24 protein-coding genes and 1 riboswitch are annotated in these 24655 nt (G+C 44.1%); of the genes, 17 read left to right on the top strand and 7 right to left on the bottom strand.

The window, feature by feature from the left end; genetic code table 11:
* Positions 1 to 31: 31 nt before the first annotated feature.
* The 9 genes from CRO25_RS19150 (at position 32) to CRO25_RS19115 (ending at position 9747) form a co-directional block, all read left to right on the top strand.
* Positions 32 to 1723 (top strand): carbohydrate-binding protein, encoded by a 1692-nt coding sequence (locus CRO25_RS19150; protein WP_079696075.1) that lies wholly within the window; start codon positions 32 to 34, stop codon positions 1721 to 1723.
* Positions 1724 to 1774: 51 nt separating this feature from the next.
* Complete coding sequence (locus CRO25_RS19145) at positions 1775 to 3103, top strand: family 43 glycosylhydrolase (RefSeq protein ID WP_218670785.1); 1329 nt, start codon at positions 1775 to 1777, stop codon at positions 3101 to 3103.
* A gap of 200 nt (positions 3104 to 3303) precedes the next feature.
* A complete protein-coding gene (locus CRO25_RS33950) occupies positions 3304 to 3429 on the top strand; it encodes a hypothetical protein (RefSeq protein WP_256863691.1) in 126 nt (41 codons plus the stop codon).
* An 11-nt stretch (positions 3430 to 3440) separates the two neighbouring features.
* On the top strand, positions 3441 to 5912 hold the full coding sequence (locus CRO25_RS19140) for a family 43 glycosylhydrolase (RefSeq protein WP_256863690.1): 2472 nt from the start codon (positions 3441 to 3443) through the stop codon (positions 5910 to 5912).
* 219 nt (positions 5913 to 6131) lie between these two features.
* Positions 6132 to 7052 (top strand): deoxyribonuclease IV, encoded by a 921-nt coding sequence (locus tag CRO25_RS19135; protein WP_256863689.1) that lies wholly within the window; start codon positions 6132 to 6134, stop codon positions 7050 to 7052.
* Between the two features lie 101 nt (positions 7053 to 7153).
* Entirely contained in the window at positions 7154 to 7498 is a 345-nt protein-coding gene (locus CRO25_RS19130; RefSeq protein WP_024631702.1) for a YojF family protein, read from the top strand.
* A 23-nt stretch (positions 7499 to 7521) separates the two neighbouring features.
* On the top strand, positions 7522 to 8196 hold the full coding sequence (bshB2, locus tag CRO25_RS19125) for a bacillithiol biosynthesis deacetylase BshB2 (protein ID WP_079696165.1): 675 nt from the start codon (positions 7522 to 7524) through the stop codon (positions 8194 to 8196).
* 170 nt (positions 8197 to 8366) lie between these two features.
* Positions 8367 to 9008 carry a hypothetical protein gene (locus CRO25_RS19120; protein ID WP_372828955.1) on the top strand — a complete coding sequence of 214 codons (642 nt, stop codon included), beginning with the start codon at positions 8367 to 8369 and terminating at the stop codon, positions 9006 to 9008.
* 46 nt (positions 9009 to 9054) lie between these two features.
* Positions 9055 to 9747: a hypothetical protein gene (locus tag CRO25_RS19115; protein WP_143806563.1), complete on the top strand. Its 693-nt coding sequence runs from the start codon at positions 9055 to 9057 to the stop codon at positions 9745 to 9747.
* Positions 9748 to 9864: 117 nt separating this feature from the next.
* Here the strand turns inward: CRO25_RS19115 and CRO25_RS19110 are convergent, their stop codons facing one another.
* From CRO25_RS19110 to CRO25_RS19095, 4 genes are all read right to left on the bottom strand, one after another.
* Positions 9865 to 10677: an undecaprenyl-diphosphate phosphatase gene (locus CRO25_RS19110; RefSeq protein ID WP_063565034.1), complete on the bottom strand. Its 813-nt coding sequence runs from the start codon at positions 10675 to 10677 to the stop codon at positions 9865 to 9867.
* A 9-nt stretch (positions 10678 to 10686) separates the two neighbouring features.
* Positions 10687 to 11457 (bottom strand): DUF817 domain-containing protein, encoded by a 771-nt coding sequence (locus CRO25_RS19105; RefSeq protein WP_079696071.1) that lies wholly within the window; start codon positions 11455 to 11457, stop codon positions 10687 to 10689.
* Positions 11458 to 11624: 167 nt separating this feature from the next.
* Complete coding sequence (locus tag CRO25_RS19100) at positions 11625 to 12476, bottom strand: bifunctional 5,10-methylenetetrahydrofolate dehydrogenase/5,10-methenyltetrahydrofolate cyclohydrolase (protein ID WP_063565033.1); 852 nt, start codon at positions 12474 to 12476, stop codon at positions 11625 to 11627.
* A gap of 51 nt (positions 12477 to 12527) precedes the next feature.
* Positions 12528 to 12609: riboswitch (ZMP/ZTP riboswitch) on the bottom strand.
* A gap of 81 nt (positions 12610 to 12690) precedes the next feature.
* Complete coding sequence (locus tag CRO25_RS19095) at positions 12691 to 13503, bottom strand: stalk domain-containing protein (RefSeq protein ID WP_079696070.1); 813 nt, start codon at positions 13501 to 13503, stop codon at positions 12691 to 12693.
* 267 nt (positions 13504 to 13770) lie between these two features.
* Between CRO25_RS19095 and CRO25_RS19090 the strand changes: the two genes are divergently transcribed.
* From CRO25_RS19090 to CRO25_RS19080, 3 genes are read left to right on the top strand one after another with little or no spacing between them, the layout of a single operon-like run.
* Positions 13771 to 14253, top strand: a complete 483-nt coding sequence (locus CRO25_RS19090) for a MarR family transcriptional regulator (protein WP_063565031.1) — start codon at positions 13771 to 13773, stop codon at positions 14251 to 14253.
* 20 nt (positions 14254 to 14273) lie between these two features.
* On the top strand, positions 14274 to 14849 hold the full coding sequence (locus CRO25_RS19085) for a nitroreductase (protein ID WP_079696069.1): 576 nt from the start codon (positions 14274 to 14276) through the stop codon (positions 14847 to 14849).
* A gap of 16 nt (positions 14850 to 14865) precedes the next feature.
* Complete coding sequence (locus tag CRO25_RS19080) at positions 14866 to 15351, top strand: nitroreductase family protein (RefSeq protein ID WP_079696068.1); 486 nt, start codon at positions 14866 to 14868, stop codon at positions 15349 to 15351.
* 169 nt (positions 15352 to 15520) lie between these two features.
* On the opposite strand, the gene CRO25_RS19075 is transcribed toward CRO25_RS19080, so the two are convergent.
* The 3 genes from CRO25_RS19075 to CRO25_RS19065 all read right to left on the bottom strand — a co-directional run bounded on the left by CRO25_RS19075 (position 15521) and on the right by CRO25_RS19065 (position 18641).
* Positions 15521 to 16783, bottom strand: a complete 1263-nt coding sequence (locus CRO25_RS19075; protein WP_079696067.1) for an MFS transporter — start codon at positions 16781 to 16783, stop codon at positions 15521 to 15523.
* A gap of 39 nt (positions 16784 to 16822) precedes the next feature.
* On the bottom strand, positions 16823 to 17728 hold the full coding sequence (locus CRO25_RS19070; protein WP_079696066.1) for a helix-turn-helix transcriptional regulator: 906 nt from the start codon (positions 17726 to 17728) through the stop codon (positions 16823 to 16825).
* A gap of 250 nt (positions 17729 to 17978) precedes the next feature.
* Positions 17979 to 18641, bottom strand: a complete 663-nt coding sequence (locus CRO25_RS19065) for an MBL fold metallo-hydrolase (RefSeq protein ID WP_079696065.1) — start codon at positions 18639 to 18641, stop codon at positions 17979 to 17981.
* 165 nt (positions 18642 to 18806) lie between these two features.
* Here CRO25_RS19065 and CRO25_RS19060 point away from each other — a divergent pair, with 165 nt between their 5' ends.
* From CRO25_RS19060 to CRO25_RS19040, 5 genes are all read left to right on the top strand, one after another.
* Entirely contained in the window at positions 18807 to 19334 is a 528-nt protein-coding gene (locus CRO25_RS19060) for a sigma-70 family RNA polymerase sigma factor (protein WP_064638412.1), read from the top strand.
* The gene (locus CRO25_RS19055) at positions 19321 to 20793 is read left to right on the top strand and encodes a DUF4179 domain-containing protein (RefSeq protein ID WP_079696064.1); all 1473 of its coding nucleotides are present in this window, start codon (positions 19321 to 19323) and stop codon (positions 20791 to 20793) included. Before CRO25_RS19060 ends, CRO25_RS19055 begins: the two co-directional genes overlap by 14 nt.
* 317 nt (positions 20794 to 21110) lie before the next feature.
* Positions 21111 to 21746 carry a glycoside hydrolase family 11 protein gene (locus CRO25_RS19050; RefSeq protein WP_072732839.1) on the top strand — a complete coding sequence of 212 codons (636 nt, stop codon included), beginning with the start codon at positions 21111 to 21113 and terminating at the stop codon, positions 21744 to 21746.
* 209 nt (positions 21747 to 21955) lie between these two features.
* Entirely contained in the window at positions 21956 to 22795 is an 840-nt protein-coding gene (locus CRO25_RS19045; RefSeq protein ID WP_079696063.1) for an SUMF1/EgtB/PvdO family nonheme iron enzyme, read from the top strand.
* A 346-nt stretch (positions 22796 to 23141) separates the two neighbouring features.
* Entirely contained in the window at positions 23142 to 24584 is a 1443-nt protein-coding gene (locus CRO25_RS19040) for a hypothetical protein (protein WP_079696062.1), read from the top strand.
* Positions 24585 to 24655 lie beyond the last annotated feature (71 nt).

Raw genomic sequence — 24655 nt, 5'->3', positions numbered from 1 at the left:
TATGCGCAACTAAAATGAATAGGGGGATAATATGCTAAATTTCATGCAAAAAAACAAGAAGGTTTTGGCTTTTGCAAGTGCGGCATTATTGATTCTTACGTTGTGTTTGTCTATTTCACCTTCCATCGTATCGGCAGCTTCCGCGTTTAATCAAACGCAGGCTTCCAGTTATAACAGTCAATCCGGTGGCCAACTGGAAAGTTCCAGCGAGGGCGGGCAAAATGTCGCATTTATCGACAACGGCGATTACATTGTATTCAACAATGTGGATTTTGGCAGCGGTGCCAATTCAATCGACGTGAGAGTAGCCAGTAATAACAGTGGCGCTACGATTGAGGTCCGTCTGGATAGCCTAAACGGGACACTCGCGGGAACTGTTGCTGTTCCAGCTACGGGCGGGTGGCAATCCTGGCAAACGAAGTCCGGGTCAATCAGTGGTGCCACTGGTGTACACACAGTCTATCTTAAATTCACGGGCGGAACCGGCAATTTATTCAATCTACTCTGGTTCAAGTTCAGTGCTTCCGCCGCAGGCAGCGGTGGCGATGTCGTAGGCAAGCTGTATGCCGGGTATCAAGGCTGGTTCAACGCAGCCGGAGACGGTTCACCGAACGGGGGCTGGGTGCACTGGTCCAAAAATAGCAGTGCGCCATCAGCAAATGGCAACGTGAATTTCGAGTTGTATCCAGACATTCGCGAATATTCAAAGCTGTATCAGACAAGTTTGGCGAACCTCGGTAATGGTTCTCCTGCCAAATTGTTCTCCTCTTACGATCAGGAGACGGTCAACAAACATTTTGAGTGGATGCAAACCTACAATATCGACGGTGCAGCATTGCAACGGTTCGGCGCAGATGAGAGTGACACACCTAACAACTGGAAAAGCAACCGGGACAGCGTAGCCGTCAAGGTTAAAAATGCCGCGGAATCTTATAATCGCAAGTTCTATGTCATGTATGACATTACGGGCATGAATGCGAGCAATTGGGTACAAGCAGTTAAGCATGACTGGACGACCAATGTTGTGAACAACATGCACCTGCCATCATCTTCGGCCTATGCGAAGCAGAATGGCAAAATGGTTGTCTGCATCTGGGGTATTGGCTTCACGGATCGGCCGGGTACTGCAGCAGAGGCGGCCGATTTGATCGGTTGGTTCAAAAACCAGGGGATCTATGTCATCGGTGGCGTACCTACGTATTGGAGAACGGGAAATAACGACTCTCGATCTGATTTTATGAACGTCTACAAATCGTTGGATATGATCTCGCCTTGGTCCGTTGCCCGCTTCGGCAATATTCAGCAAGCGGACAGCTTCAAAACGAATCAGCTTCAACCTGATCTGGCTTTCACACAGCAAAATGGAATTGACTATCAGCCAGTGATCTGGCCGGGTTCGGCTTGGTCGAACATGACTGGTGGCCCAAGAAACGAGAATCCGCGTCTGCATGGAGACTTCATGTGGAGGCAGGCCTACAATCTGAAGAGCATCGGTATCAATACCGGATATATCGCTATGTTTGACGAGTACGATGAAGGTACGGCTATTGCCAAGATGGCAGAGAACAGCTCCATGATTCCAACCAATCAATATTTTCTAACGCTGGATGCCGACGGTGTTGCCGTATCTTCAGACTTTTATCTCCGACTTGCAGGGGATATCAATCGCATGTTCAAAAACCAGATTCCAGTGACGGCAAACCATCCAACAAGTCATCAATAGAGCCCAAAGGGCATGATTTTAACAAGTTCGTATACGTTCAGGAGGATTAAAATGACTACTAATAATATTGGCTTCGAAACCACACGCCAAAAGACTACATCCATGAATCCAGCAATCACATCTATATATACAGCAGATCCTTCGGCCCATGTATGGAACGACGGTAAAATTTACATTTACGCATCTCATGATATGGACCCAGCCAGAGGATGCGATCTCATGGACAGATATCATGTTTTCTCCTCGGAGGATATGGTTCACTGGTTGGACGAAGGGGAAATACTCCGTTCAAACGACGTTTCCTGGGGCAGACCGGAGGGCGGCTTCATGTGGGCGCCTGACTGTGCATACAAGAATGGGACCTATTACTTCTATTATCCGCATCCAAGTGATTCGAACTGGAATGATTCCTGGAAGATCGGGGTTGCCACCAGTCGCTATCCAGCGCATGGCTTTACGGATCAAGGGTATATCGAGGGACTTGGCGGGTTTGCACTGATTGACCCGTGCGTAATTGTAGACGACGACAACAGCGCTTATATCTATTATGGTGGCGGCAGTGTCTGTCTGGGAGGCAAGCTCAATGAAGACATGATGTCCTTGGAGAACGGCATGACAGAAATGCAAGGACTTGAGGATTTTCATGAAGCGGCCTGGGTGTTCAAAAGAAACAATCTTTATTATCTTAGCTATGCGGACAATCTGGAAGACAACAACCGTATGAGATACGCAACAAGCGAGAATCCGCTTGGCCCATGGACGTACCGAGGCATTTTTCTGGAGCCGACAGGCTGTTCCACGACCCATGGCTCTGTAGTAGAATTCAAAGGGCAATGGTATCTTTTTTATCACAATCAAGCGATCTCTGGAGAAGGTACGCTGCGTAGCGTATGTATCGACTATCTGGAGTTCGATGAAGATGGTTCCATCAGACCTGTGGTTCAGACAAGGGAAGGTGTATCGTCCGTTGGTCCAGCCCCGGTTCCTGCACGGCAACAGAAAGTTTATGCAGGTGCAGCTTGTCATGTTTTTGGTGGAGCTGAAATCAGGACATTGCAATCCGGTCAAACCGTGGTCGGGAATCTTCAATCCTCAGAAGCGTACGCCTTGTTTAAGAATATAGATGGAGGCGAAGGCGGAAGAGCATCGATTGAGCTTCATTATGCGACTGGTGAACGACTAGCCAAATTGCATCTGACGATTAATGACCAGGACTATTCTTTGCTGAATGCGCTATCCACTGGCGGTTTGCAGGAGTTCGGCGGAATCACCAATATCACCGTTCCTTTGGAGCCGGGTAATGTTAACACAATCCAAATTTCAGGTGGACATGGTGAGATCAATCTTTTAAGCCTCACCGTTACCCCGTTGTTGGATTAATACGTAAGAAACGGGATAGACGTTTAAACCTCAGGAGAGTTTTCCTGAGGTTTTTTCTTGTAAATATGAACGAGTGAGTTCTAATAAAAAATAAGCACTTTTTTCCAACAAAATGCCAAATAAATGACAACGAAATGTTATTTCTATTTGTAACTTCTTACTTTATGCTAGATTTCAACACCCGATGAAGAGACTCGATTATGTCTGTACATACGGTTATGACGGTTAGCCGTTGTGCAGAAGAAAACAAGTTCTTCGGATGTAAGACAGAAGCGCACGTAGAGAACCTTGATGTATTTGTAAGCGGTAACAAAAAAACAGACTAGGAGGAAATCATGTGAGGAAGAGTCGTCGATTCATGTTCACGCTGTTGGTCATTTTATTAATGGTTTCGTCAGTGCCACTCCCTGCCACAGCCTATCAAAATCCGCAAATGTTACCGGATGAATGGGGACAATATGGACTCGGGGACCCCTATGTATTGAAATTTAATGGATACTATTACCTGTATGTAAGCACAAGAGATACGGACGACGGTGTCAAAGTCTGGAGCTCCAAAGACCTGGTGAATTGGTCGTACCGTGGATTAGCTGCAACAGATCCCATTACGCACGGAGCTTATGCTCCTGAAGTTGTTTACTGGAATGGCATGTTCTACATGTATACATCACCTGCCGGAAAAGGACATTACGTGCTGAGCAGCACAAGTCCTACCGGACCCTTCAATGTAGTAACGGGCAACCTTGGAAAGTCGATTGACGGTAATGTGTTCATTGACGATGATGGCTCGTTCAGCTTCTATCACGCAGCACAGGGCCGCATAGATGCAGCACCGATGAGCAGTCCGACTGAGATCGGAGTGAGTGCGTCTACAGGCGTGGGGATGGGAGGCTGGACTGAGGGTTCAACCGTCTTCAAACGAAATGGAAAATACTATATGACCTATACAGGTAACCACGTATTTAGCAAAGGATATCGGGTGGATGTGGCAGTTAGCACGACAGGTCCGAGGTCCGGATATGTTACTGATAGCACAAACCCGGTATTAATTCGTACAGAGGGTCCAACCGTGGGATTAGGACACAACACTGTAGTAACAGGACCTAATCTGGACACTCACTATATGATGTATCACAATTTGGAAGGTAACGGAATCATTGGACCGCTGCGGCATCTGAACATGGACCGAATTGTATGGAATAACAACAAGATGATCGTGCAAGGTCCGACTTCAACGGATCAACCCAATCCAGAAATGCCTGTTTTCTATGACTACTTCGATCGTACTGCAATCGGAAGTAATTGGTCCAACGTGAACGGTGGTAATTGGGGCATCTACAATCAGGAACTCATGTGGCAAAATTCAATGGGCAGCTCAACTTGGTATAAACAAGTGACGGCTTCGAGCAGCGCATCGGATTATACGGCTGAATTTAACATGAAGGAAATGAATCGGGGAACGTCCACCAATCCGAGATACGGCGCTACATTCTCCTATACGAATGAGAACAATTACGGTGTTGCGCTGATCAGTTCGAAAAACAAAAGACTTGAGACATTTTTCCGAATTAACGGAGTGGATCAGGCTTGGCAAACATTCGATCTGCCTGCCGACTTCAATTATTCGAAATGGCATAACATACGGATAGAAAAATCGGGATCAACGTTTAAATACTACGTAGATGGTATGTTCAAAGCAACGCGTACCGCCAATGTAGGAGCAGGCAAAATTGGTGTTCTGACAGAGGATACACATGCGGACTTCGGCTATACTGCTTTTAACAATGATGTGAACGGAAGCAGTGCATGGAATGCCTCCAAGCCGATTCCAGGCACAATCGAGGCCGTTCATTATATGAAAGGAGGCGAGGGTGTCGCTTATCACGATACAACGGCTGGGAACCTGGGCGGGGCTTATCGTACCGATGCCGGGGATATTCGCCTGAATAACGAAGGACTGTACAACTTGGGCTGGAATCAGACGGGAGAATGGTATAAATACAAAGTAAACGTGGAGTCAAGTGGATATTACGATATTGATTTTCGCATGGCTACCTCGTTGGACGGGGCTCAGATCCGAGTGTGGGATGGTTCGACCGACTTAACGGGTATCGTCAATGTACCTAATACGGGCGGATGGGATAATTGGAAAAATATCTCCAAGAAAAAGGTTTATTTAAATGCTGGACAACGGGAATTAAAGGTTGAATTCGTAACAGGCGAGGCTGATTTCTCAAGAATGACGTTTCAGAAGAATGTTGATGTGACAAGTGTAAGTGATAATTTTAACGACGGCGACGATAATGGATGGACACGGTTTGAAGGAACCTGGGCTGTAGAGAATGGTGAATACAGTGCAGCGAGCACCGGACCTGCCAAATCTACATTTGGAGATTCAGGATGGGCAGATTATACGGTCGAGGCGGATATTAAGATGATTGACTCAGGGGGAGATGGGGGGTTACTTGTCAGAGTGTCCAATCCATCCCACGGCACAGAACGAGGTCAGAACAATTATGATGCTTTACAAGGATATTACGCCTATCTGACCACAAGCGGAGTCAGTCTGGGCAAGATGAATTATAATTGGGCGCTCCTCAAGAGCAACGCGCAATCATATTCCACCAATACCTGGTATCATATGAAAGTTGCCGTTAATGGTACAAACATCAAAGTTTATGTGGATGATATGGTTACTCCGAAGATCGATTATACGGACAACAGCCTGAATCCGTTCACGCATGGCAAAATCGGTGTTAGAACGGCAAACAAGCATACGCATTTCAATAACGTATCGGTTACTCCCTGAACCCGGAAGCCAAACGTTGAGAATGCAAATCGTTGTAACGAGAACTGGAATGCATATTAAGCCGCCAATTGGCGGCTTTTTTGCCTTAAACGATATAAACTATTGCGACCAAATGATGCCTTCCTCTGATCTCCTTCATCACCGTCATTTCCCATTAGCCAATCCAACCCATTTCATTGATAATTGAATGATGGATTCGACAGGAGAGGGTGGTTGGTAATGATGAAAAGTAGTGATCTGCTGATTGGATCGCATGTATCCTTTGGAGGAAAAGAGATGCTTCTTCAGGCTAGTAAAGAAGCCGCTTCTTACGGTGCATCTACTTTTCTGATGTACACTGGCGCACCGCAGAATTCGAAACGAAAATCTATTTCGCAATATAATATAGAAGCAGGTCATTTGCACATGAAGCAGCATGGCATTTCCAATATTGTCGTGCATGCTCCATTCCTGATTAATCTGGCGAATAGTTGCAAACGAGAGGTGTTTGATTTTAGCGTACAATTCCTGCGAGACGAGATCGAACGAACGGCAGCGCTGGGATCAAATCAGCTTGTTCTTCACCCCGGGGCCCACGTAAATGCTGGATTGGACATCGGTATTCGACAAATAATCCGGGGATTAAATGAAGTATTACAAGACGATAATCACCCGGAGGTACAGATTTCGTTGGAGACGATGGCGGGAAAAGGAACAGAGTGCGGAACAAGCTTTGAAGAACTGGCACAGATTGTCGATGGCGTGCAGCGGAATGAACGGATTTCCATATGTCTGGACACTTGTCATGTTCATGATGCCGGATACGATATTGTTCATAATTTTGATGGGGTACTTGAGCAGTTTGATAAGGTGCTTGGCCTTGATCGATTAAAAGTACTGCATATCAATGACTCCAAGAATGTGCGGGGATCGAGGAAAGATCGCCATGAAAACATTGGGCACGGACATATCGGACTTCAGACTTTGGATTATATCGTACATCATCCCCAGCTCGTGTCAATTCCGAAACTGCTTGAGACCCCGTCGATTGGCAAAATAAAATATAAAAGTGCACCTTATCGACATGAAATTGCCCTGTTAAGAAGAGAGTGCTCCGAACCCGTGCAGAAGGAAGAGGATTCTTTAGAAAACAGTAAATAGAGAGTATTCCAAACATTCGCTCACTCATTCCATGTTTATTCTCACGGGACATATGTTAAAATGGATGTAGAACGTTACTTTTTATTAAAAAGGAGGCCGCCATGCAGCCAATAGAGCCTCAAGACATCCAACACCGGATCAATCAACTTCTCGATCAGGACCTATATTTACACCTCGAACTCACGTCAGGTGCTTACGCCAGTCACTTCGATAGCACAAGGCATCCGGGGTCGGCATTCATTTCCAATGCGGTCATACGATATACGCAAGGATCTATCTCGGGCACAGGCCCATACCGAGTTGGTTTAAAAACCACTCACGGCTGGATATACGCTGAAGGTCTTACACACATTGACGAGCTGGAACAAGAACGACTCATTCTGGCTGGTCACGATAGTCAAGGAAAGCTGGTTGTAGCTTTACAACTTAGTCGGGAATTGTTCTGATGAAAGCGGAGGATCAAATAAGCATGAATAACAAACAGATTGAACATCAGCGCATTTTAGTTGTGTTTCCCCATCCCGATGATGAAGCATTCACTGCTTCGGGAACGTTGGCGAAGTACATAGAAGGCGGTGCTCAAGTCACTTATGCTTGCCTGACTCTAGGGGAGATGGGACGTAATATGGGCATCCCTCCATTTGCCAACCGGGTCACCTTGCCAATAATCCGTAAGGATGAACTCATAGAGTCCTCCAATGCGATTGGTATTCAAGACTTAAGGATGCTCGGTTTTCATGATAAAATGATCGAGTTTGAAGACCCTGAGCTGCTAGATGGCCACATCTTAGCCCTGATCAAGGAGCTTAACCCTTCACTGGTCATTACTTTCTATCCGGGGTATAGTGTGCATCCCGATCATGATGCAACCGGAGCCGCGGTTACGCGAACGATTGGTCGATTGCCCGCAGAGGAGAGACCTATTGTGTACTGCTGCGCATTCTCGAACAATCACGAAGAGAGTATCGGGAAAGCGGATGTGATTGAAGACGTGAGCGGATTCCTTGCCAAGAAAATGGCGTCGATTCGAGCTCACCGTTCACAATTCCAAGCGCCGGAACTTGTCGGCAAGGGGAAATTGGACGATGAACAAATCCGAAATCGGTTTGGAAGAGAAGCATTTTGGACCTATAAGTTCAATTAATTTTACAATCTGTACAATCTAAATTACGTAAAAAGTCGCCATTATGGCGACTTTTTTTCGTTTTAAACATAACATATTGTTCAGGTGGAGAATGGAGTGAGTAGGGGCAATCGTATGGTTTCCATGCGCTTCCATGGGTAATAACATATTGACCATTAAACTTGTAAGGAGTGATACAATTGAAAGAACTTCGTTCTGTTTTTATTAAAATCCCGATACTCGTTATGTTTGTTGCACTTACAGCTTGCTCTGGAGAAACAGAGCTGCCTGCAACCTCTGAACCATCAGCACCAACAAATGAGTCGGTTACAGCTCCAACCACAGAAAATGAGGAAACATCTGAAACGACACGACCGCAAACAGAAAGTTTTGATTTGATGACAGGGGAGGGGAATTCATCACAAACGGCCACCTTGCATCAAGGGGAAGGTTTTACATTGTACGTGTTCGAGAAGTTTTCTTTTGATGCTGCCAAAGGCCGCTTGTCGCTGACAAGCAATCCGGACTACTATGTGGATATTGAACCACTGCCCTCAGATTATGATCTGGAAAAGCTTAAGACAACTGGTCAAGAGAACTTGGAAAAATTCGGTGCGGTGACTGATTATAGTGGCGAGTTGATTGAGCACCTGCTTGGTTTCGCCGAGCTATATCTTCAAGCTTCAGGTGAAAAAGGGATAAACGATTATATGGTCTGGAAATCAGAAAAAGGTGACGCTTTTTTATTCCGTCTTCACAATCCCAAAGGGGAAGAAGCTTCCGATTTCGCTAGTCCGGTCCTTGTTTCCTTATCTACGGTTCAGGGCGAATAGTCGTCATCGTCATCTTAAGGAGTGAATGGACATCGTAATGCCAAAAATGCGAAGAAAACGAATCATTCGAATTACTGCGATAGTCATTTTACTTTTGCTCATAACGTGCATCGCATTTGTTTATGTTAATGACAGACCTGGCGGACTAGCCGATCGGCGCATGTCCAAAGCAATGGGAATGAGTGAAACCATGCATATTCCTATAGGAAAAACTGCTGAAGAAGCGATCCGAAAGTTTAGAAATAATGATGATTCATTACAAATCATTCATCAAGAACCGGTAGACGGCGGCATAATTTTGTTCAAACAAAAAACGGGTCAGGAAAATAACAGCAATCTTCAGATGGAGTATGCTCGGAAAATAATATTCGGATGGAAGTGGGCATGGGGTGGCGGATATTCCATTGGTGAATCATCTCAATTCACGTCTGCACTGGATTACATGAGCATACCTGAATTGAGTCACATATCGACACCTTTCCCTATGCTGTTTGGACATATATTAGACCCGGCTATTCAGCGTGTAACAGTCGAGTTTGAGGGAAATGAGAAACCAGTAGTTGCCGAAGCCAAGTTGGTTGAGGTGGGGCCGGAAAGCATAATCTGGTTTGTATCACTGCCCTCGTCTGCAACAATTCCGTATGAAATGAAGGGATTCAACGATAAAGGAGAAATCGTAACCCATAAACAAATGGATGATCCGAATGGCATGGGCGCCATGGTTCTTGGAGAACGTTAAAGAGTGTTCGTACGGAACCTGCGAGTAGGGCGAGATCGTCAAGTCTGGAAGACAATAAAAAGGGAACAACCCACTGTTTAGGGTTGTTCCCTTATACGTTACAAGGAAAATTCGGGTTTACAAAAAAATAAGTAAAAGAATTCCGACTACGAAGCAATAGTATGAAAAGTAAATCAAGTTCCCTCTTGCCATAATTCCCATGAACCATCTCATTGAAAAGTAGGTTACGATAAGGGTCGTAATGAACGCTAAAATGTAAGGTATAGCTAACTGCGCTCGGTGCGGATCGGTTACAATGTCAGAAGCCCCTAATATTACCCCGCCAATGCTGATCGGAATGTAGAGCATAAAAGAAAATTTCAACGCCGTTTCTTGTTTCATCCCGACAGCAATAGATGCAATCACTGTTGCACCAGAGCGGCTTATTCCCGGAATAAGAGCCACCGCTTGAGCCAGACCCACCAGTACTGCGTCTTTCGCAGACAAATCCCCATCTCTTTTGCGCCCGCGAAGGTTTCGAATAAGCCACAGCGCAACCCCTGTGATCAGTAAACTAATCGCAACCGTATAGACAGAAGTGAATATTTCTTCAATTTTATCCTTGAATAGCACAGCCCCAATCGCAGCAGGCAGGGTACCTATGATTATGTATAGACAAAACATAAAATCTGCTCTGTACTCCGCATTGCGAGAGACTAGAAATCGCCAGCCTCCTACAATAAGTTTTTTGATATCTTCCCGAAAAATAAACATAATGGCAATCAGTGAGGCTGTGTTTGTCAAAATTTCAAAGGATAATCCGTTCTGCTGCATGCCAAGCAGTCGTTGAACGATAATCAAATGTCCGCTTGAAGAAACCGGAATAGGCTCTGTAGCCCCTTGTACGATACCTAATAACACATATTTCAACCACAAAATAAAGTCTTCCATTGTATCCTCCTACTCATATTTTCGATTAGCTTTGACATATTTCAGTTGGGCCACAATGATGACACTAATAATCACCAAAAGGAACCACGAACTGATCTTGCTAAAACTGACCAGTTGCCAGGAGTCATGCTGGTCAGGGTATTTCCAGCCGTTAAAAAATGTAGCTATATTTTCAGCAGTCCAGATGAAAAAACCTACGATGACAAAAGCGAGCGTTAACGGCATTCGATAGGTAGTTAATCGTACCCGATAGATAATCCATGTTTTACGAAAAACAATAAATACCAGAGCGGTCAACCACCAACGAAAATCGGGAATAAAATGATGTGTGAAAAAGTTGATATAGATGGCTCCTCCTAACAGAACCGAAGATGCAAACCCAGGCCAGCCTGTCATGTCCATACGCAATCTGCGCCATATTTGGCACATAAAGCTTGCTACACTTGCATACATAAATCCGCTATAAAGGGGAACGCCAAAGAGCTTGGTATAACCAGGCTCAGGGTATGACCAGGATCCCATCCACACCTTATACATCTCCAGTACCAATCCAATCACGTGAAATATACATATGACTTTGATTTCATCACGTGTTTCCAATCCGCTCCGGTACATAAGGTATTGTACTGCTAATAAAACAAGCAGAATGGCATCATAGCGATAAAGAAAGGGTATCTGAATTACGCTAGAAAGGGCCAACGTTCCAAAGATCGCCACAGGAAAAATGCAACTCATCGCCTGATGATAACCAAAATGCAGGAGCTGTACTAAAGGTTTCAAGTTATGTTTATCTCCTTCCTAAGCCTTGTTCATAATAATATAGATATGGTCCGTTTGTAAAAAGAGAAAAAAAGATCTATATATTTTCTTATTTTCAATTCGTGCTTAATCAAAGACAAATAAGGCCCCTCGTCAACTGGAGGGACCTTGTTTTTTGGCTAATTCAATTATGCATTTTCAGACAGCTTGTAGGCAGATTTAATCGTATGTTCGATGAGCGTCGCAATCGTTACAGGACCAACACCGCCTGGTACAGGTGTAATTGCTGAAGAAGGAACAAAGCAAGCTTCGTAATCCACATCTCCGACGTTGCCTTTGTTATAACCAGCATCAATTACGACAGCACCTGGTTTAATCCAATCTCCTTTAACAAAGAGCGGTTTGCCGACGGCTGCAATTATGATATCGCCAAGCTTCACGATTTCCTCCAGGTTCACGGTTTTGGAGTGGCAGGTCGTCACCGTTGCATTCCGGTTTAGCAGCATGGCTGAGACAGGTTTGCCCAGAATTGGACTTCTTCCGATGACTACCGCATGTTTGCCCTCGATCTGAATATTGTAGAAATCCAGAATACGCATAATAGCCTGTGGTGTACAGGAAGGGAATTCTGCGTCTCCAAAAGCATTAAGTGCAAAACCGAGAGTCGTAACACCGTCAACGTCTTTCTCGATACTAATGGCATCAAAAGCTGCTCTTTCATCGATATGATTCGGGACAGGGTGCTGAAGCAAAATACCGTGTACGGAAGGGTCATCATTTAGCTTGTTTATTTCTTGAATTAATTCATCCGTGGTGGTATCCGCAGAAAGAACGACCTTAATGGATTGCACGCCTAAGCGAGCACAAGCATTTCCTTTCATACGCACATAAGTCGCTGAAGAAGGATCATCTCCGACGAGAATTGTAGCGAGACAAGGCTGAATGCCTTTTTCCTTAAGAATGGCAACCTTCGAGGCCATGTCTTCCTTCATAAAATCTGCTACCGTTTGTCCATTCAAGATCAGTTTGTCAGTACTCATTTTCACATCGCCCTTTCAACATAAAAAAGAGGCAAGGAAATAAATATTCCTTACCTCTGCCCAGGCGTACGGCTTATTACAAAACCATATGCTCCCTCACGGTTCACCGTGTTCGCCAGTTACATATGATCGTTTAAATTGTTTAGATTGATAGTACTTGAAAAAGCAAAATTGTTCAATAGTTAATGGATTTCTCTTATAGAGAGAGATGATCTTAAGGATTAAGTATCTCGTCTATTAATGAAAATTCAACACGATCTACTTTCCAGCCCTTATTTGTATAGACGAGTGTGGCACTTCGGTAGAGTGTTTCCTTGTTACCGTAAACGGAACTAGAACCCGAGTATTGACTTAATCTAGCTGTATTACTGTCAGGGTAAGTCAGGCTGGATTGGCTAATGATTTTGAATTTAAAGTCATATTCCAGCCCTTTATCCTGAATAATTTGATTGATAAAACGATCTGTAAAATAGGTGCTAAAGTACGTCCGAATTTGCTTAATCGACGACAGATTTGTCGCTTCATTTAATTTGTCAACGAAGATTTGCTGTTGTTTGGCCGTTATTCTCTTTGTATTGGGCACTTGCACTTTGGGTTTTGCCATCGTTACCTGTAGTTGCTTACCATCAAGAGTAATAGTTGCTTGGCTGGTTTGTTGATTCCATTGCACGTCAGCGCCTAAAGTTTGACTGATAAACCGCGCCGGGACATAGGTGGTGTTATCGTTTAATTCCGCAGGAACATCCAGAGAAACTGCCTCTTGGTTAACCAGTATCTTTTTAGAGTTAATGGTCAAAAGTATTGTCGTTTCACCTTTGGTCATGGTGATATTTTTTAGTTCTTTGTTCCAGTTAACTTCCGCTCCCAAGTTTTCGGACACTGCCCGTAACGGAATTAGAACACGATTATTTTGTAGCATGCCAGTATCCATTGTGATGTACTGGTTTGCAGCTTCCCCGGTAGCCGCAAAGCTCGGCAGGATGAGCAGAGTCGTTGTCAGCAAGGAAATAGTGATTTTTTTAAACATAGGCTCCTCCACTAAGGATTAATTATTTGAATATGTAGACGTTATCAAAATAGAAAATGTTTCTGTATGTAAGATGCCATTTCCCAAGCAGTAAGGTAGCCTAGGGCTTAATTCTAATTTTTTTCTTTTACCAGAGGAAATAGTTGATAACTGTTCTCACTCATGATATATTGTTGACAAGTAAACTATTTCAGATTAATTTCCTGAATTAGTTTAATCATTCAAGGTTTTTTTATTGTTTAAAAGTAAATAAGGAGCGATTGAAGAATGGATTCAAACGATCGAACAAAACAGTTACTGTATGACCAATTTATCCGGTTTTTACATGTATATGAGAATCACAAGGATACGGAAATTGAACATTTTCTAAGTATCGCCCAGCGGGAAAGCATGGACAAAATCCCTCAGCATTTGACCGCGGTTCATATGATAGATTGCATTGGCAAGCATGAGCCTATTAACAACACAGGGATTGCTGAGGCGATGAATTTGTCCAAAGCGAGTATTACCAAGATCGGCAACAAACTGCTGGAGGAAGGATTCGTCAAACGTACGAAAATGAATGACAACAAAAAGGAGAGCTATTTCCGGTTGTCACCACAAGGCAAAAAGATCTTTGAACTGCATGAACGTTTACATGTACTTGAGGCTGAACGGTTCTATCGTTCTTTGGACAAATATTCGGAACCGGAGCTGAAAATAATACTTCAATTTCTTCAAGACAGCAGCATGGATATGGAATCCAGATAAACTGAAGGAGAGTGAAACACTTGAGTCTGGCAGAATTGATCAGGAAACGCAGAAGTATTCGTAAATGTAATTCTACACCGGTGGAAAAGGAGTTGGTTGTTGAATTGCTGCACAAGGCTACGCGGCTTCAACCATCTGTTGAAGCTGGCTCATGGCGTGTCGTTTATGCCGGAACCCCCGAAGCACGCAAACGGTTGGTGGACTGCATGCTGGAACAGATGTCGCAGAGCAAGCTCGGCAAGTTGATTCCGGGAAAACTGCTGGATGTGTTTAAAAAGAGGTTTACCGATATTCCTGCTCATGTCATTGTTATGTCGACTGTAGGACCGGATCGTCTGACCAATGATCGCAATTATGCGGCTGCCTGCGGGATGATGCAGAGCTTCCAACTGCTGGGATGGGAACAAGGGTTAGGAATGCTGTGGGATACAGAGTCCATGATTCAGAATGAAGGCTTTTTCAAAGGAATTGGACTGCGTGAGGATGAAAGATTTGTTGGCATTCTTCATATGGGATATTACGACAAAGCGCCAAGAAGCCGGAAAAGAACACCAGCTGAGCAAAAGTGGACTGTATTTCAGGGTCAGACTACGTAGAAGGGAGGATGTAAATATGGAATTGTCCGATCTGCAAGGGGGCATACACAGTCCGAAATATTTTTTGGATCGACCGGTATCACAGGAGCTAATCCTTGAATTGCTCAATCACGCCGTGTGGGCGCCAAATGATGGACTTCGTGAGCCGTGGCGATTTATTTTTGCCGATAATCGTAATGGGAAACTCATGCAGGGAATGCAGGAGCACGCTCCAGCGTATCTTCTGGTTCTGGTGAAGGAAGAGGCGGATCATCATAAGCGGGAAGAGGACTTTGCAGCTGTCTGCTGTCTGATCCAAAATTTTCGTTTGCTTGCCCATGAACAGGGCCTGGGTGTGCGCAGTACGTTGCATGACTGGATGTACGACCGGAGTCGTGCTGAAAAGTTTGGCCTGTTAGGCAACGAGCGAATTGCTGCGGTTCTGGAATTGGGATATGGCGCTGTACAGCTGGAAGGGAAAACTGAGATAACAGAACCTCAGCTTCAGTTCGAACTGCTGTAGCGTAGAAGATATAGGAAAGAAAATTTAAATGAATGAGGAACGACAAAACCTTGATCGGGATTGTCGTTCTTTTTTGTGCGGTGTGTATCCGATTTGTAGATTACAAGTCAGCTATAGCGGATACACACAACTAATCCAGAGATTCACCTATTTTAGAAAAATGATATTTCTATAATGTGTTAATTACCTTGTTATGAGAATTGAATTGTGTTCTATTCTGTAAAGCAGATAAATCACCATCTAAATTCTTCAGGTTGGGAAGGAAAGCTGCGGCGACCGAACAAAGCAAGGGGAGCAGACCCAAAGACAAGAATAAGAAAGGCAGACCATAGAGTTCTGCAACCGCTGCACCTGCAAAAGCACCTACAGGCTGTAGTCCGCCACCAATGAGGAACCGTATTGAGTTGACTCGGCCTTGAAGAGGTCCGGGGACAAGTGTACCATGCAAAGCTGAACTGAGAGAACCAAAGAAAGGTCCTGCTGCACCAGCGGCACATAAGGCAACGAGCGCAAACGGATAACTCGGGAATAGGCCCAGTAAGGCGTTAAAAAGCCCGATGGCGGCTAGGCTGCACAACATAACTGTCCGTCGTCTTTTGATTTCACCCATCCACGAGATGACCAAAAGTCCTATTAATGTGCCACATGCTGAAGCAGTGGTGAGTGTACCCATAGCAGCGGCATCCCGATTTAACACTTCACGAACAAAAGGAATCATCATCGTCCAGATCGCTACAGAAGACATGTTGCTGATCGAAACCATTCCCATAATCGAAAGCATGGCCGGGAAACTACGATAAAAGGAGAAACCTTCATGGATATCTCTGAAATAAGCCTTAATTGAAAATGAGGACTTAGCTGCTACTGGCTTCTGCATTGTGGGCAGATAGAGCAACGTGGCAATGGCGGCGGTGTAACAAACGGCGTTGATGCCCAGCGTTGGCAACGCCCCAGCTACGGCAGTAAGAGCTCCGGCTAAGGCTGGGCCCAACAAAGCAGCTGCATTACGGCAGCCGTCGATTACCGCGAATGCACGCACCAATTTGTGTTTATCTGATACTCCGGGAATAATTGCCATTGCGGTGGGCATGAATAGGGCAGAACATGCCCCGCTTAGTCCTGCGGCCAGGAAAAGATGCCATAATTGCAAGTGTCCTGCGAGTCCCAGACTCAGCGGTAATAAGAGAGCAAGCAACCTAACAGAAGCAAGCACTGCCATGAACCGCCCTCGGTGTAACCGATCGGCTAACGGCGAGCCGAGCAACCGAATGGCCACTTCTGGAATGCTAAAGCTTAGTGCCATCGCACCCATGGCCATCTTAGATGCAGTTATTTCATAGACAAGCCATTCCATAGCCAGAAGACCAAATACGTCACCAAATGAACTCAGAGTGACAGTCGCTAGTAAACCATAATAACTGCGCTTAAGCATGAGTGTTCCTCCGTGTGCGTAGGTTAAAGGGCATGATCATCATTCTTCAATATAAGCTGAAATCTGTTCCGAAAGCTTGTTGAGAGCTTCTAAACGCAAGCTGTAAGAGGTCGTTTTCTGGTTATAATGCACGATGACAAGCCCCGCTGCCCTTAATGAAATCAGGTGGTAGTGAACCGTACTTTTAGAAAGTTTAACCTCGCTAACGATCTCAGTGAATGTTAACTGCCTTCCAGCCAACAGGCGGAGGATATATAATCTGGTCTCGTCGGACAAAGCTCGCGTTAGACGCAACAACCGATGTTCAGGCCGACCCGTTGCTGGTGGGAGAATATCGGCAGAGTAACTTGTGAAAATCACTTCATCAAAGATGGCTGAGGTGACAAAGGGACGAGCATGATATTGAGGGATTAGAATCACTTGTTTGAGCAGAGGGGTGGGGTATAGACGCATACCTTCTGTTGCCTCCTCATAGACCTCTAAGTCATTGGTTCCGTTTAAACTGGACCGTCTGGTTTCAGCTTCTAAGGCGAGACCTTCGATAATCGCCGAATCAATTTGGCTGAAATAGTGGGTATCCCATTCACGCAGCGCTTCGGATGTCCGGCTGCGCAGTTCCGGGAGATTGGAGGGAACGGACAACTTCACATTAGCAGCGATGTCATATAGCTGGCCCGTGGTTAGGTCTTCAAGCCAATCCAAAAAACTACTCACTGAGCGTTCACCGGGACAACTCCAAATATAAGGTGCAAGGCTAAAATCATCTACAAGTTTCATCGTCTCCCGCATTTGTTGTAGTTTGGCAGGTGCGAACCGATCTTGTACTTCTCTGACCCATAGTTTTCCAGCATCCAGAGCATTATGATTCTGTTTACTCATGAAAACCGTCAGGCTGCTTACACATTCATAAATGGGCGCGAAATCAACTTCCACTTTGTAGTTCATAGCTCGAATTCCCCCCTGTTCTTTCTTGTTCTATATTTATAGAACAACTAATTTGTTTTATTGTATACGAACAATTATGGGTTTGCAACAAAAATGTCCAATGATTTGCTTATTCTCTTCAACGAAAAAAGACGTTCCCACGGGTGGCGAGCACCTGAAGAAGCGTCTTTATGATTTATAATGACAGCAAAATGAGCAGTCTGGTTTTAAAATAACTGAATAATACTCACCGATAGTGTATATTGAAAATTTAATCTTGGTTGAGTGCTGCTATCTGATCTTTCACATTTACATTACTTAATCCCCCGTGGTAACAAATGACAGATGTAATATCGAAATCTGCATATTTTCTCAACGAGAGCTTTGCTGCGTTCATATCCGGTGTAGTCGGGGCGTGAATTCCACCAAGTATACCTTCTACACTGTACATGGAATCCCCGGCAATGAGAGTTTTACTTTCCTTCAAATAAAGACTGATATGACCGGGTGTGTGTCCAGGCGTGTGAATAACGCGAATCCCGCCGCAAAACGGCAGTTCCTGACCATCTATTAAAGTATGGTTTACTGTGCCCTTTGGCGGATTATCCAGGTGACCATCTTTTATCAGAGGCAGTTCCCCTTGGATGTACGGCTTATCCAATTCGTGTGCATATACATAAACAGCGTTGCCACGCGTCTGTAAAATCTCCGGTAGATTCCCTATATGATCGACATCCTGATGGGTCAAAATAACTGCATTTAATTGGTCTATTGAAACGCCAGCCTTCTCCATTGCCACACGTAAATCCTTAAATTGACCTGGAAAACCAGTGTCTATTAGAATAGTCATTTCTTGATCCTTTAAAAGAATAGGGTGTATCACATTCCCATGATAGTCCAGATGGAGCATTTCGACTCCCTTTGAAATTTCCATAATATTAATCCTCCGTAGAAAGAAATAGTATCTCTTTGTAAACGAATCAAGTCATTAAAAAGATACGGGGTAGAATTGAAAAAAAAGATTATTGTTTTCTCGTGAACCAAACCAAGTATAGGATGATCTAATCAATAGAAGAAATGAAGGAAAGGGGGAGCATTGGTGGATTTATCAGAAAAAGCCGAACTTGCAAGACAAGGAGATAAGGAAGCTTTTGTATTTTTAATACGTGCTGTTCAACAAAGCCTATTTGTTATAGGAAGATCAATCGTTAAAACGGATGAAGATTGTGCAGATGCGATACAGGAGACCATTGCTAAAGCTTTTTCTAATGTACATACACTGAAAGAGCCAACTTATTTTAAAACTTGGATCATTCGGATTTTAATCAATGAGTGTAATCGGATTATTAAGAAAAAAAAGCGAGTATCCCTTGTCCCTTATGATATGAGAAAGACATCTTATAAGGGGGATTTTGAACAAATTGAGCTGTTTGAGGTAATTGACGAATTGGATGAACAGCTTCAAACCATCGTGACACTTTTTTATATCGAGGACTTATCGGTCAAGGAAATAGCTAGAGTGCTTGAAGTTTCTGAAGGAACAGTAAAGTCAAGGTTATTCAGGGCCAGACGACAATTATCAGAGCTCGTTCTAGGGGAAGGAGAGGGCAAATATGAATTTTCATGATCCGGTTGACCGTGAGATTAAGCAATTATTAAATGCTAAAAGAAAAGACCTGATCATTCCAGATACAGTACAACTTGCTATGGATAACGCACTTTCCTCCATTTCGGAGCAGAAGGTAAAAAAGAAATATCCCCATAAAAAATGGAGATGGGCAGCAGCAGCTTTAGCCCTCTTTTTCATCCTAGGAGCGGTTTCGATTTATTCCGTACCAACATTTGGTGAGATGATCCGGTCTTTATTTGCCAAGGATAACCCGGATATTGGACTTTTGCGGGCACAAGAATTGGGACTAGTGCATAATCCTCACATTAAAGTCAAGGACAAAGGTTATACGCTGGTAATTGATGAAGCAGTTGCAGACCCTACCCGAGTGACGCTGGCTCTTCAACTCTTTGATAAAAAAGGTAAGCACGATCGCCATAAGTTACTCCTTGGAGATCTGAACAACATTACAATTAAAGATGCTAACGGTAAAGACTTGGACACCATGTACGATATGGGGTACACAAATGATTTTTATTATATGGTTGCTTTCTTCAATGAGCCATTGGAGACAGACAAGATTACGATAGAAGGGAATATCGAGACGCTTGGCAACAAGAATGAGCCTTCCATTGAAGGAGATTGGAACTTTAGCTTTGATATAGATATGAGAGAGGCTAACCAGCAAACGAAAATAGAAGAATTGTCTGGTAGCTACACAACGCCACACGGAATGACAGTCACTTTAAAGAGGTTAACGAGAATGGTGCAAGGAGTTCGTTTTGAACTGGAGACTGAACTTAATGATGCTGCAATGGCAAGGTCACCCGGTGATTTATGGGAAAAGCAGATGTTGAGCTTTCACTTTGAAACTAAAGAGAATGAAGAAATTCATTCGGTAAATTCGAGAAAGAATGGTGACATGGTTAGTCTGATGTCTACTGATTATGCAGTCATTGGAGACGGGAAGATTTGTTGGAGTTATATTTTCAAGTACTTGCCAGAGCATGAACCATATCGTTTTATTTTGGATGGTTACTCGGTCGCGGAAACAGACGGTAGCAGAATTTCCTTTAGGCCATCGGAGCTGATAGAACCCAAATCTTTTCAAATATTAACAGACCGCATAGAGTTGGTTGGGACGTCGCTTGAGGACTCACAAAACCCTGATGCCACATTTGAAACAGCCGTATCGTTCTACGGGGAAATGGATAACGAAATAAACAATGAAGAATGGAAAGCATACGATTCAGCAGGCAAGCAGTATGACGTTAATAAGAGGGGAGCGTCAACTTTAAAAAATACGCTTACCGATAATTGGAGAGAGGGGTTTATTAGCATGGGGGATCGCAATCATCAACAGCCTTATGAATATCGAATTATGGGGTTAGACCACATCCCGGAGGAACTTATCCTGGTAAGACGTGTAGTGGATAAAAGGTACAAAGACCCGGACTGGTCCGTAATGCTAAAATAATTTATTAATGTGTAGTCTATCCATCACTAATATCCTCAGCATCACTTTCACAGCCGCCCTTCTGGGCGGCTTTTTGCATATTTGTTTTCCTGTAGGTAGAAGTCGATTTTTAGAAGGAAAACAGACATAAATCTAAACATATTAGAGATTAATCTTTAGTTTGTCAGGTTTTTATGTAACCGCTATCATTCTATAATTTAGTCAGAAAGGAGGTAAAAGTAAAAAAAGAATTGCATCAAATGGTAATTGAGAACTTCAACCGAGAATCAGACGAAAGCAGTCGATAAGGCAAATACAATCATATTGGGAGGTAGAGTATGTTTAAATTTAGCAAAAAAATGTTGACGGTCATTCTTGCGGCTTCCATGAGTTTTGGCGTGTTTGCAGCAACCTCAAGTGCAGCGACAGATTATTGGCAGAATTGGACCGATGGCGGCGGTACGGTTAATGCTGTGAATGGGTCGGGCGGAAATTACAGTGTGACATGGCAAAATACGGGGAACTTTGTTGTTGGTAAAGGCTGGAATGTTGGATCTCCAAACCGGACAATTAACTATAATGCTGGGGTTTGGTCTCCATCCGGCAATGGCTATTTGACACTCTACGGGTGGACAAGAAATGCACTTATTGAATATTACGTTGTAGATAGCTGGGGCACTTACCGACCAACAGGAACGTTTAAAGGTACTGTCACCAGTGACGGAGGAACATATGACATCTATACAACGATGCGATACAATGCACCTTCCATTGACGGTACACAAACCTTTGCCCAGTACTGGAGCGTAAGACAATCGAAGAGAGCGACCGGAGTTAACTCCGCTATTACATTCAGCAACCATGTGAACGCATGGGCAAGTAAAGGAATGAATCTGGGTAGCAGTTGGTCATACCAGGTGTTAGCGACAGAAGGATATCAAAGCAGTGGAAGTTCCAACGTAACGGTGTGGTAAGTAATCCACGGTAAGCAACCCCATTTAACGTAAGTAAAACAGATTTTTATGCATTAAGGACAGGCTCAATGCCTTTTCCTCAGTTCTACTTTCAGTCCGGATATGTTGAAGGCCGTTTCAGCCAGACAAATGGCCTTCGACGTTGCCGGATACGAAATGATAGGTATCATAGCCAATTATTTTCCCATTAGTTTAAAGGAGATTGTTCAATGAGAAAGCTATTAATGTTCTTTTTAATAGCAATAATGGTAGTGATGAGTGCTTGTTCGCAGGATAAACCCGAACCGGAGGATAACCTTGTATTCGTGCAAGGTGGAACGTTTAAGAACAACAAGTCCAATTTTGCTGGAAGAAATGCGACCCTGTCTAACTTTTATATCGGGAAATATGAGGTAACTCAAAAAGAGTGGGAAGATGTCATGGGAAATAACCCCTCCGGATTCAAAGGAGATCAATTACCGGTAGAAATGGTGAGTTGGTATGATGCGGTAGAGTATTGCAATCAAAGAAGTATACAAGAGGGCTTGAAGCCGCATTACAACATCGATAAGGATACCCAAGACCAGAATAATAAGAATGATAACGATAATATAAAATGGACAGTAACGATTAATGAGGGAACTAACGGTTACCGACTGCCTACAGAAGCGGAATGGGAATATGCCGCAAGCGGAGGTCAGGAGAGCAAGAATTACACATACAGCGGCAGCAACAACGCCGACAAAGTCGCATGGTATTGGAAGAACGCCGGGGACAAAATCTTAACTGGAGACTGGAACTGGCCTGCCATAGAGAGCAACAAAACCAAAACCAAATCGATTGGTACCCAACAGCCCAACGAGCTTGGAATCTACGATATGTCTGGCAATGTAAGAGAATGGTGCTGGGACTGGTACAGCGATGCTGAGAGCCAAATTGCTTCATTTCGGGTAATAAAAGGCGGGGGCTGGATCGGTGGTGTCAACAATAACGAGATCGCTTTTCGAGGCAAATTTGATGCAAATGGTTTTGGTCCGGATCAGGGGTTTCGTGTTGTTCGCGGAGAATAGTCGAAACGTTGTAAAGTACCCAAATAGTTTAAGACGGCCCTATATGCTGCAAAGTAGGTCGTTGAACATAAAGAGATGCCCACGCTAATGCAGATTAGCTGGGGCATCTCTTTTTGAAATGCTTGTATTTCATTCTAATGCACAGGATCAGAAAGGTGATGCATTGTTTGTCGTACAAATCGACCCTTTATTTTGCAGGATCAAAAAGTATCCTACGACACAAAAATGATCGGATCATACAAAAAAGTGCGTACTATTCAACGATCAGGGCACCTGATAATCTAACATTCGAAGGGCAAATTGAATTGTCGTTCAATATAAAAATCGTACTGAAGGGGTGGGAAAAATGCCAGCGTATCAACTTCACTTGAAAGATAAACGGATCGTATGGGGAAACGCAATAGATGTGGAGTCTCTCATTGGCACATATCCACAGGATTCAATTAGACCAGGAGAGAATGCGGCTTTGGATTGGAAATTGCCTAATGGCATATATAGAGCAAAAGAGGTCGTCATAGAGCTGGATAAACTGCTTGAGGCGATACTGGTTCAGCTGGGCGAACCGATAGAAGGTAATCCTTCGGTGTTATTGGACAGCCTTCAGGCCAATTTGGCGATCTCCGGTGATCTTTCATCACTACCGCTTGGACCTTTGGCTTTGAAGGATAAGGCAGGTGTTGAAGTTACGGCACAGGCGGCACGTATCGGTGAACAATTGGTTCTCTGGGCACGAGAGATTAATTCTGAAAAGAGGGCACTGGCGCAATATGGACCGGAAACCCTAGGAGAGCTGGAATTTAGAAGTCATTGCTATGGTCATACCCTGATACCGGAAACTATTGCTCAGGTTTGGGGTCCCGCTGGGGGACCAAGAGTTATGCAGTTATATAATGAATACTTGCACCAATTTGTATTGCTGCGGGATGCATTACTTCCCTTTGCCAATTGGGAACAAGTACCGTTTGAAGTCATGGAACACACGCAATTCAAAGGATTACGTTTTCTGGAGCCTGCCCGTAAGGTCTTTTTAACTCAATTGCTCGGGAAGGAATTAACTCACAAGGCGATTGTTCAATATGCACAGAGTGTGCTTAGCTCGAGTTTGACCTCTGCTGGTTACGGCTTTCAATATCCTTTGGGAACTGTGTTGCCCGCTGGATTGGGAGAGTCGGCTGGTACGGCTGCACGTTATCTTCTGAAGTGGCATCCGGTACAAACCATTGAGACTGAAGATACAAAAGATTTAGTTGCCATCTCTTTCGAATATGAATATGACGATTATTATGCTGCACCACGCGACGAAGCAGGAACGGGTATACCTGGCAGCAAGGATCACTTTCACATTTCAGAGGATCATAGTGATCTTCCATCCATCGCACGGCTGCTTCCGAATACAGATTCAGATCGAACGACCTTGCGTTTCAGACTGGAGAGGGAAGGTCATGTATCATCTAGTGTAGAATCTAGTGTGGATCTCGGTCAGCTCTTCAGGGGACATCGATTTTCATATCGGCCTGAAAAGAACAACCATTCCAAGGATGCTACTGTGAAGCGAACATCGACCAGCATTCATCAGGTAGCAGACATTTTGTCGCATTCCGGATTGGTGACAAATACGGATAATGGAGTCCATATCATACCAACAGGCGGAAATGAACTTGTACAGTGGGCTTTGTTAGGCAAGCTGTATCCCGAAAATGTGGTGTTAGTGGACAAAGGAGATCAAGAGGAGCTGGAAGCAGCTTTGGTTTCTGGGAAGGGGTATGGAACGCAATTTTTGGTGTTGTAATGCTATAAACCATTCGTGACAGATGATATGACGACGGCAGCGTACTCGTACAGAGCTGCTGCCGTCTAATT

Source organism: Paenibacillus sp. RU5M, assembly GCF_900221055.1.
GTDB lineage: Bacteria > Bacillota > Bacilli > Paenibacillales > Paenibacillaceae > Paenibacillus > Paenibacillus marchantiae.
Note: the sequence above shows the minus strand (reverse complement) of the source record. Positions and strands in the feature narration are given on the sequence as shown.

Bases quoted from the DNA above. Each gene is read 5' to 3' on its own strand.
- CRO25_RS19150 (WP_079696075.1), top strand. From the start codon at position 32: ATGCTAAATTTCATGCAAAAAAACAAGAAGGTTTTGGCTTTTGCAAGT.
- CRO25_RS19075 (WP_079696067.1), bottom strand. From the start codon at position 16,783: ATGCTTAAGCGCAGTTATTATGGTTTACTAGCGACTGTCACTCTGAGT.
- CRO25_RS19095 (WP_079696070.1), bottom strand. From the start codon at position 13,503: ATGTTTAAAAAAATCACTATTTCCTTGCTGACAACGACTCTGCTCATC.
- CRO25_RS19135 (WP_256863689.1), top strand. From the start codon at position 6,132: ATGATGAAAAGTAGTGATCTGCTGATTGGATCGCATGTATCCTTTGGA.
- CRO25_RS19145 (WP_218670785.1), top strand. From the start codon at position 1,775: ATGACTACTAATAATATTGGCTTCGAAACCACACGCCAAAAGACTACA.
- CRO25_RS19050 (WP_072732839.1), top strand. From the start codon at position 21,111: ATGTTTAAATTTAGCAAAAAAATGTTGACGGTCATTCTTGCGGCTTCC.
- CRO25_RS19110 (WP_063565034.1), bottom strand. From the start codon at position 10,677: ATGGAAGACTTTATTTTGTGGTTGAAATATGTGTTATTAGGTATCGTA.
- CRO25_RS19045 (WP_079696063.1), top strand. From the start codon at position 21,956: ATGAGAAAGCTATTAATGTTCTTTTTAATAGCAATAATGGTAGTGATG.
- CRO25_RS19070 (WP_079696066.1), bottom strand. From the start codon at position 17,728: ATGAACTACAAAGTGGAAGTTGATTTCGCGCCCATTTATGAATGTGTA.
- CRO25_RS19080 (WP_079696068.1), top strand. From the start codon at position 14,866: ATGGAATTGTCCGATCTGCAAGGGGGCATACACAGTCCGAAATATTTT.
- CRO25_RS19090 (WP_063565031.1), top strand. From the start codon at position 13,771: ATGGATTCAAACGATCGAACAAAACAGTTACTGTATGACCAATTTATC.
- CRO25_RS19100 (WP_063565033.1), bottom strand. From the start codon at position 12,476: ATGAGTACTGACAAACTGATCTTGAATGGACAAACGGTAGCAGATTTT.
- CRO25_RS19055 (WP_079696064.1), top strand. From the start codon at position 19,321: ATGAATTTTCATGATCCGGTTGACCGTGAGATTAAGCAATTATTAAAT.
- bshB2 (WP_079696165.1), top strand. From the start codon at position 7,522: ATGAATAACAAACAGATTGAACATCAGCGCATTTTAGTTGTGTTTCCC.
- CRO25_RS19065 (WP_079696065.1), bottom strand. From the start codon at position 18,641: ATGGAAATTTCAAAGGGAGTCGAAATGCTCCATCTGGACTATCATGGG.
- CRO25_RS33950 (WP_256863691.1), top strand. From the start codon at position 3,304: ATGTCTGTACATACGGTTATGACGGTTAGCCGTTGTGCAGAAGAAAAC.
- CRO25_RS19040 (WP_079696062.1), top strand. From the start codon at position 23,142: ATGCCAGCGTATCAACTTCACTTGAAAGATAAACGGATCGTATGGGGA.
- CRO25_RS19115 (WP_143806563.1), top strand. From the start codon at position 9,055: ATGCGAAGAAAACGAATCATTCGAATTACTGCGATAGTCATTTTACTT.
- CRO25_RS19130 (WP_024631702.1), top strand. From the start codon at position 7,154: ATGCAGCCAATAGAGCCTCAAGACATCCAACACCGGATCAATCAACTT.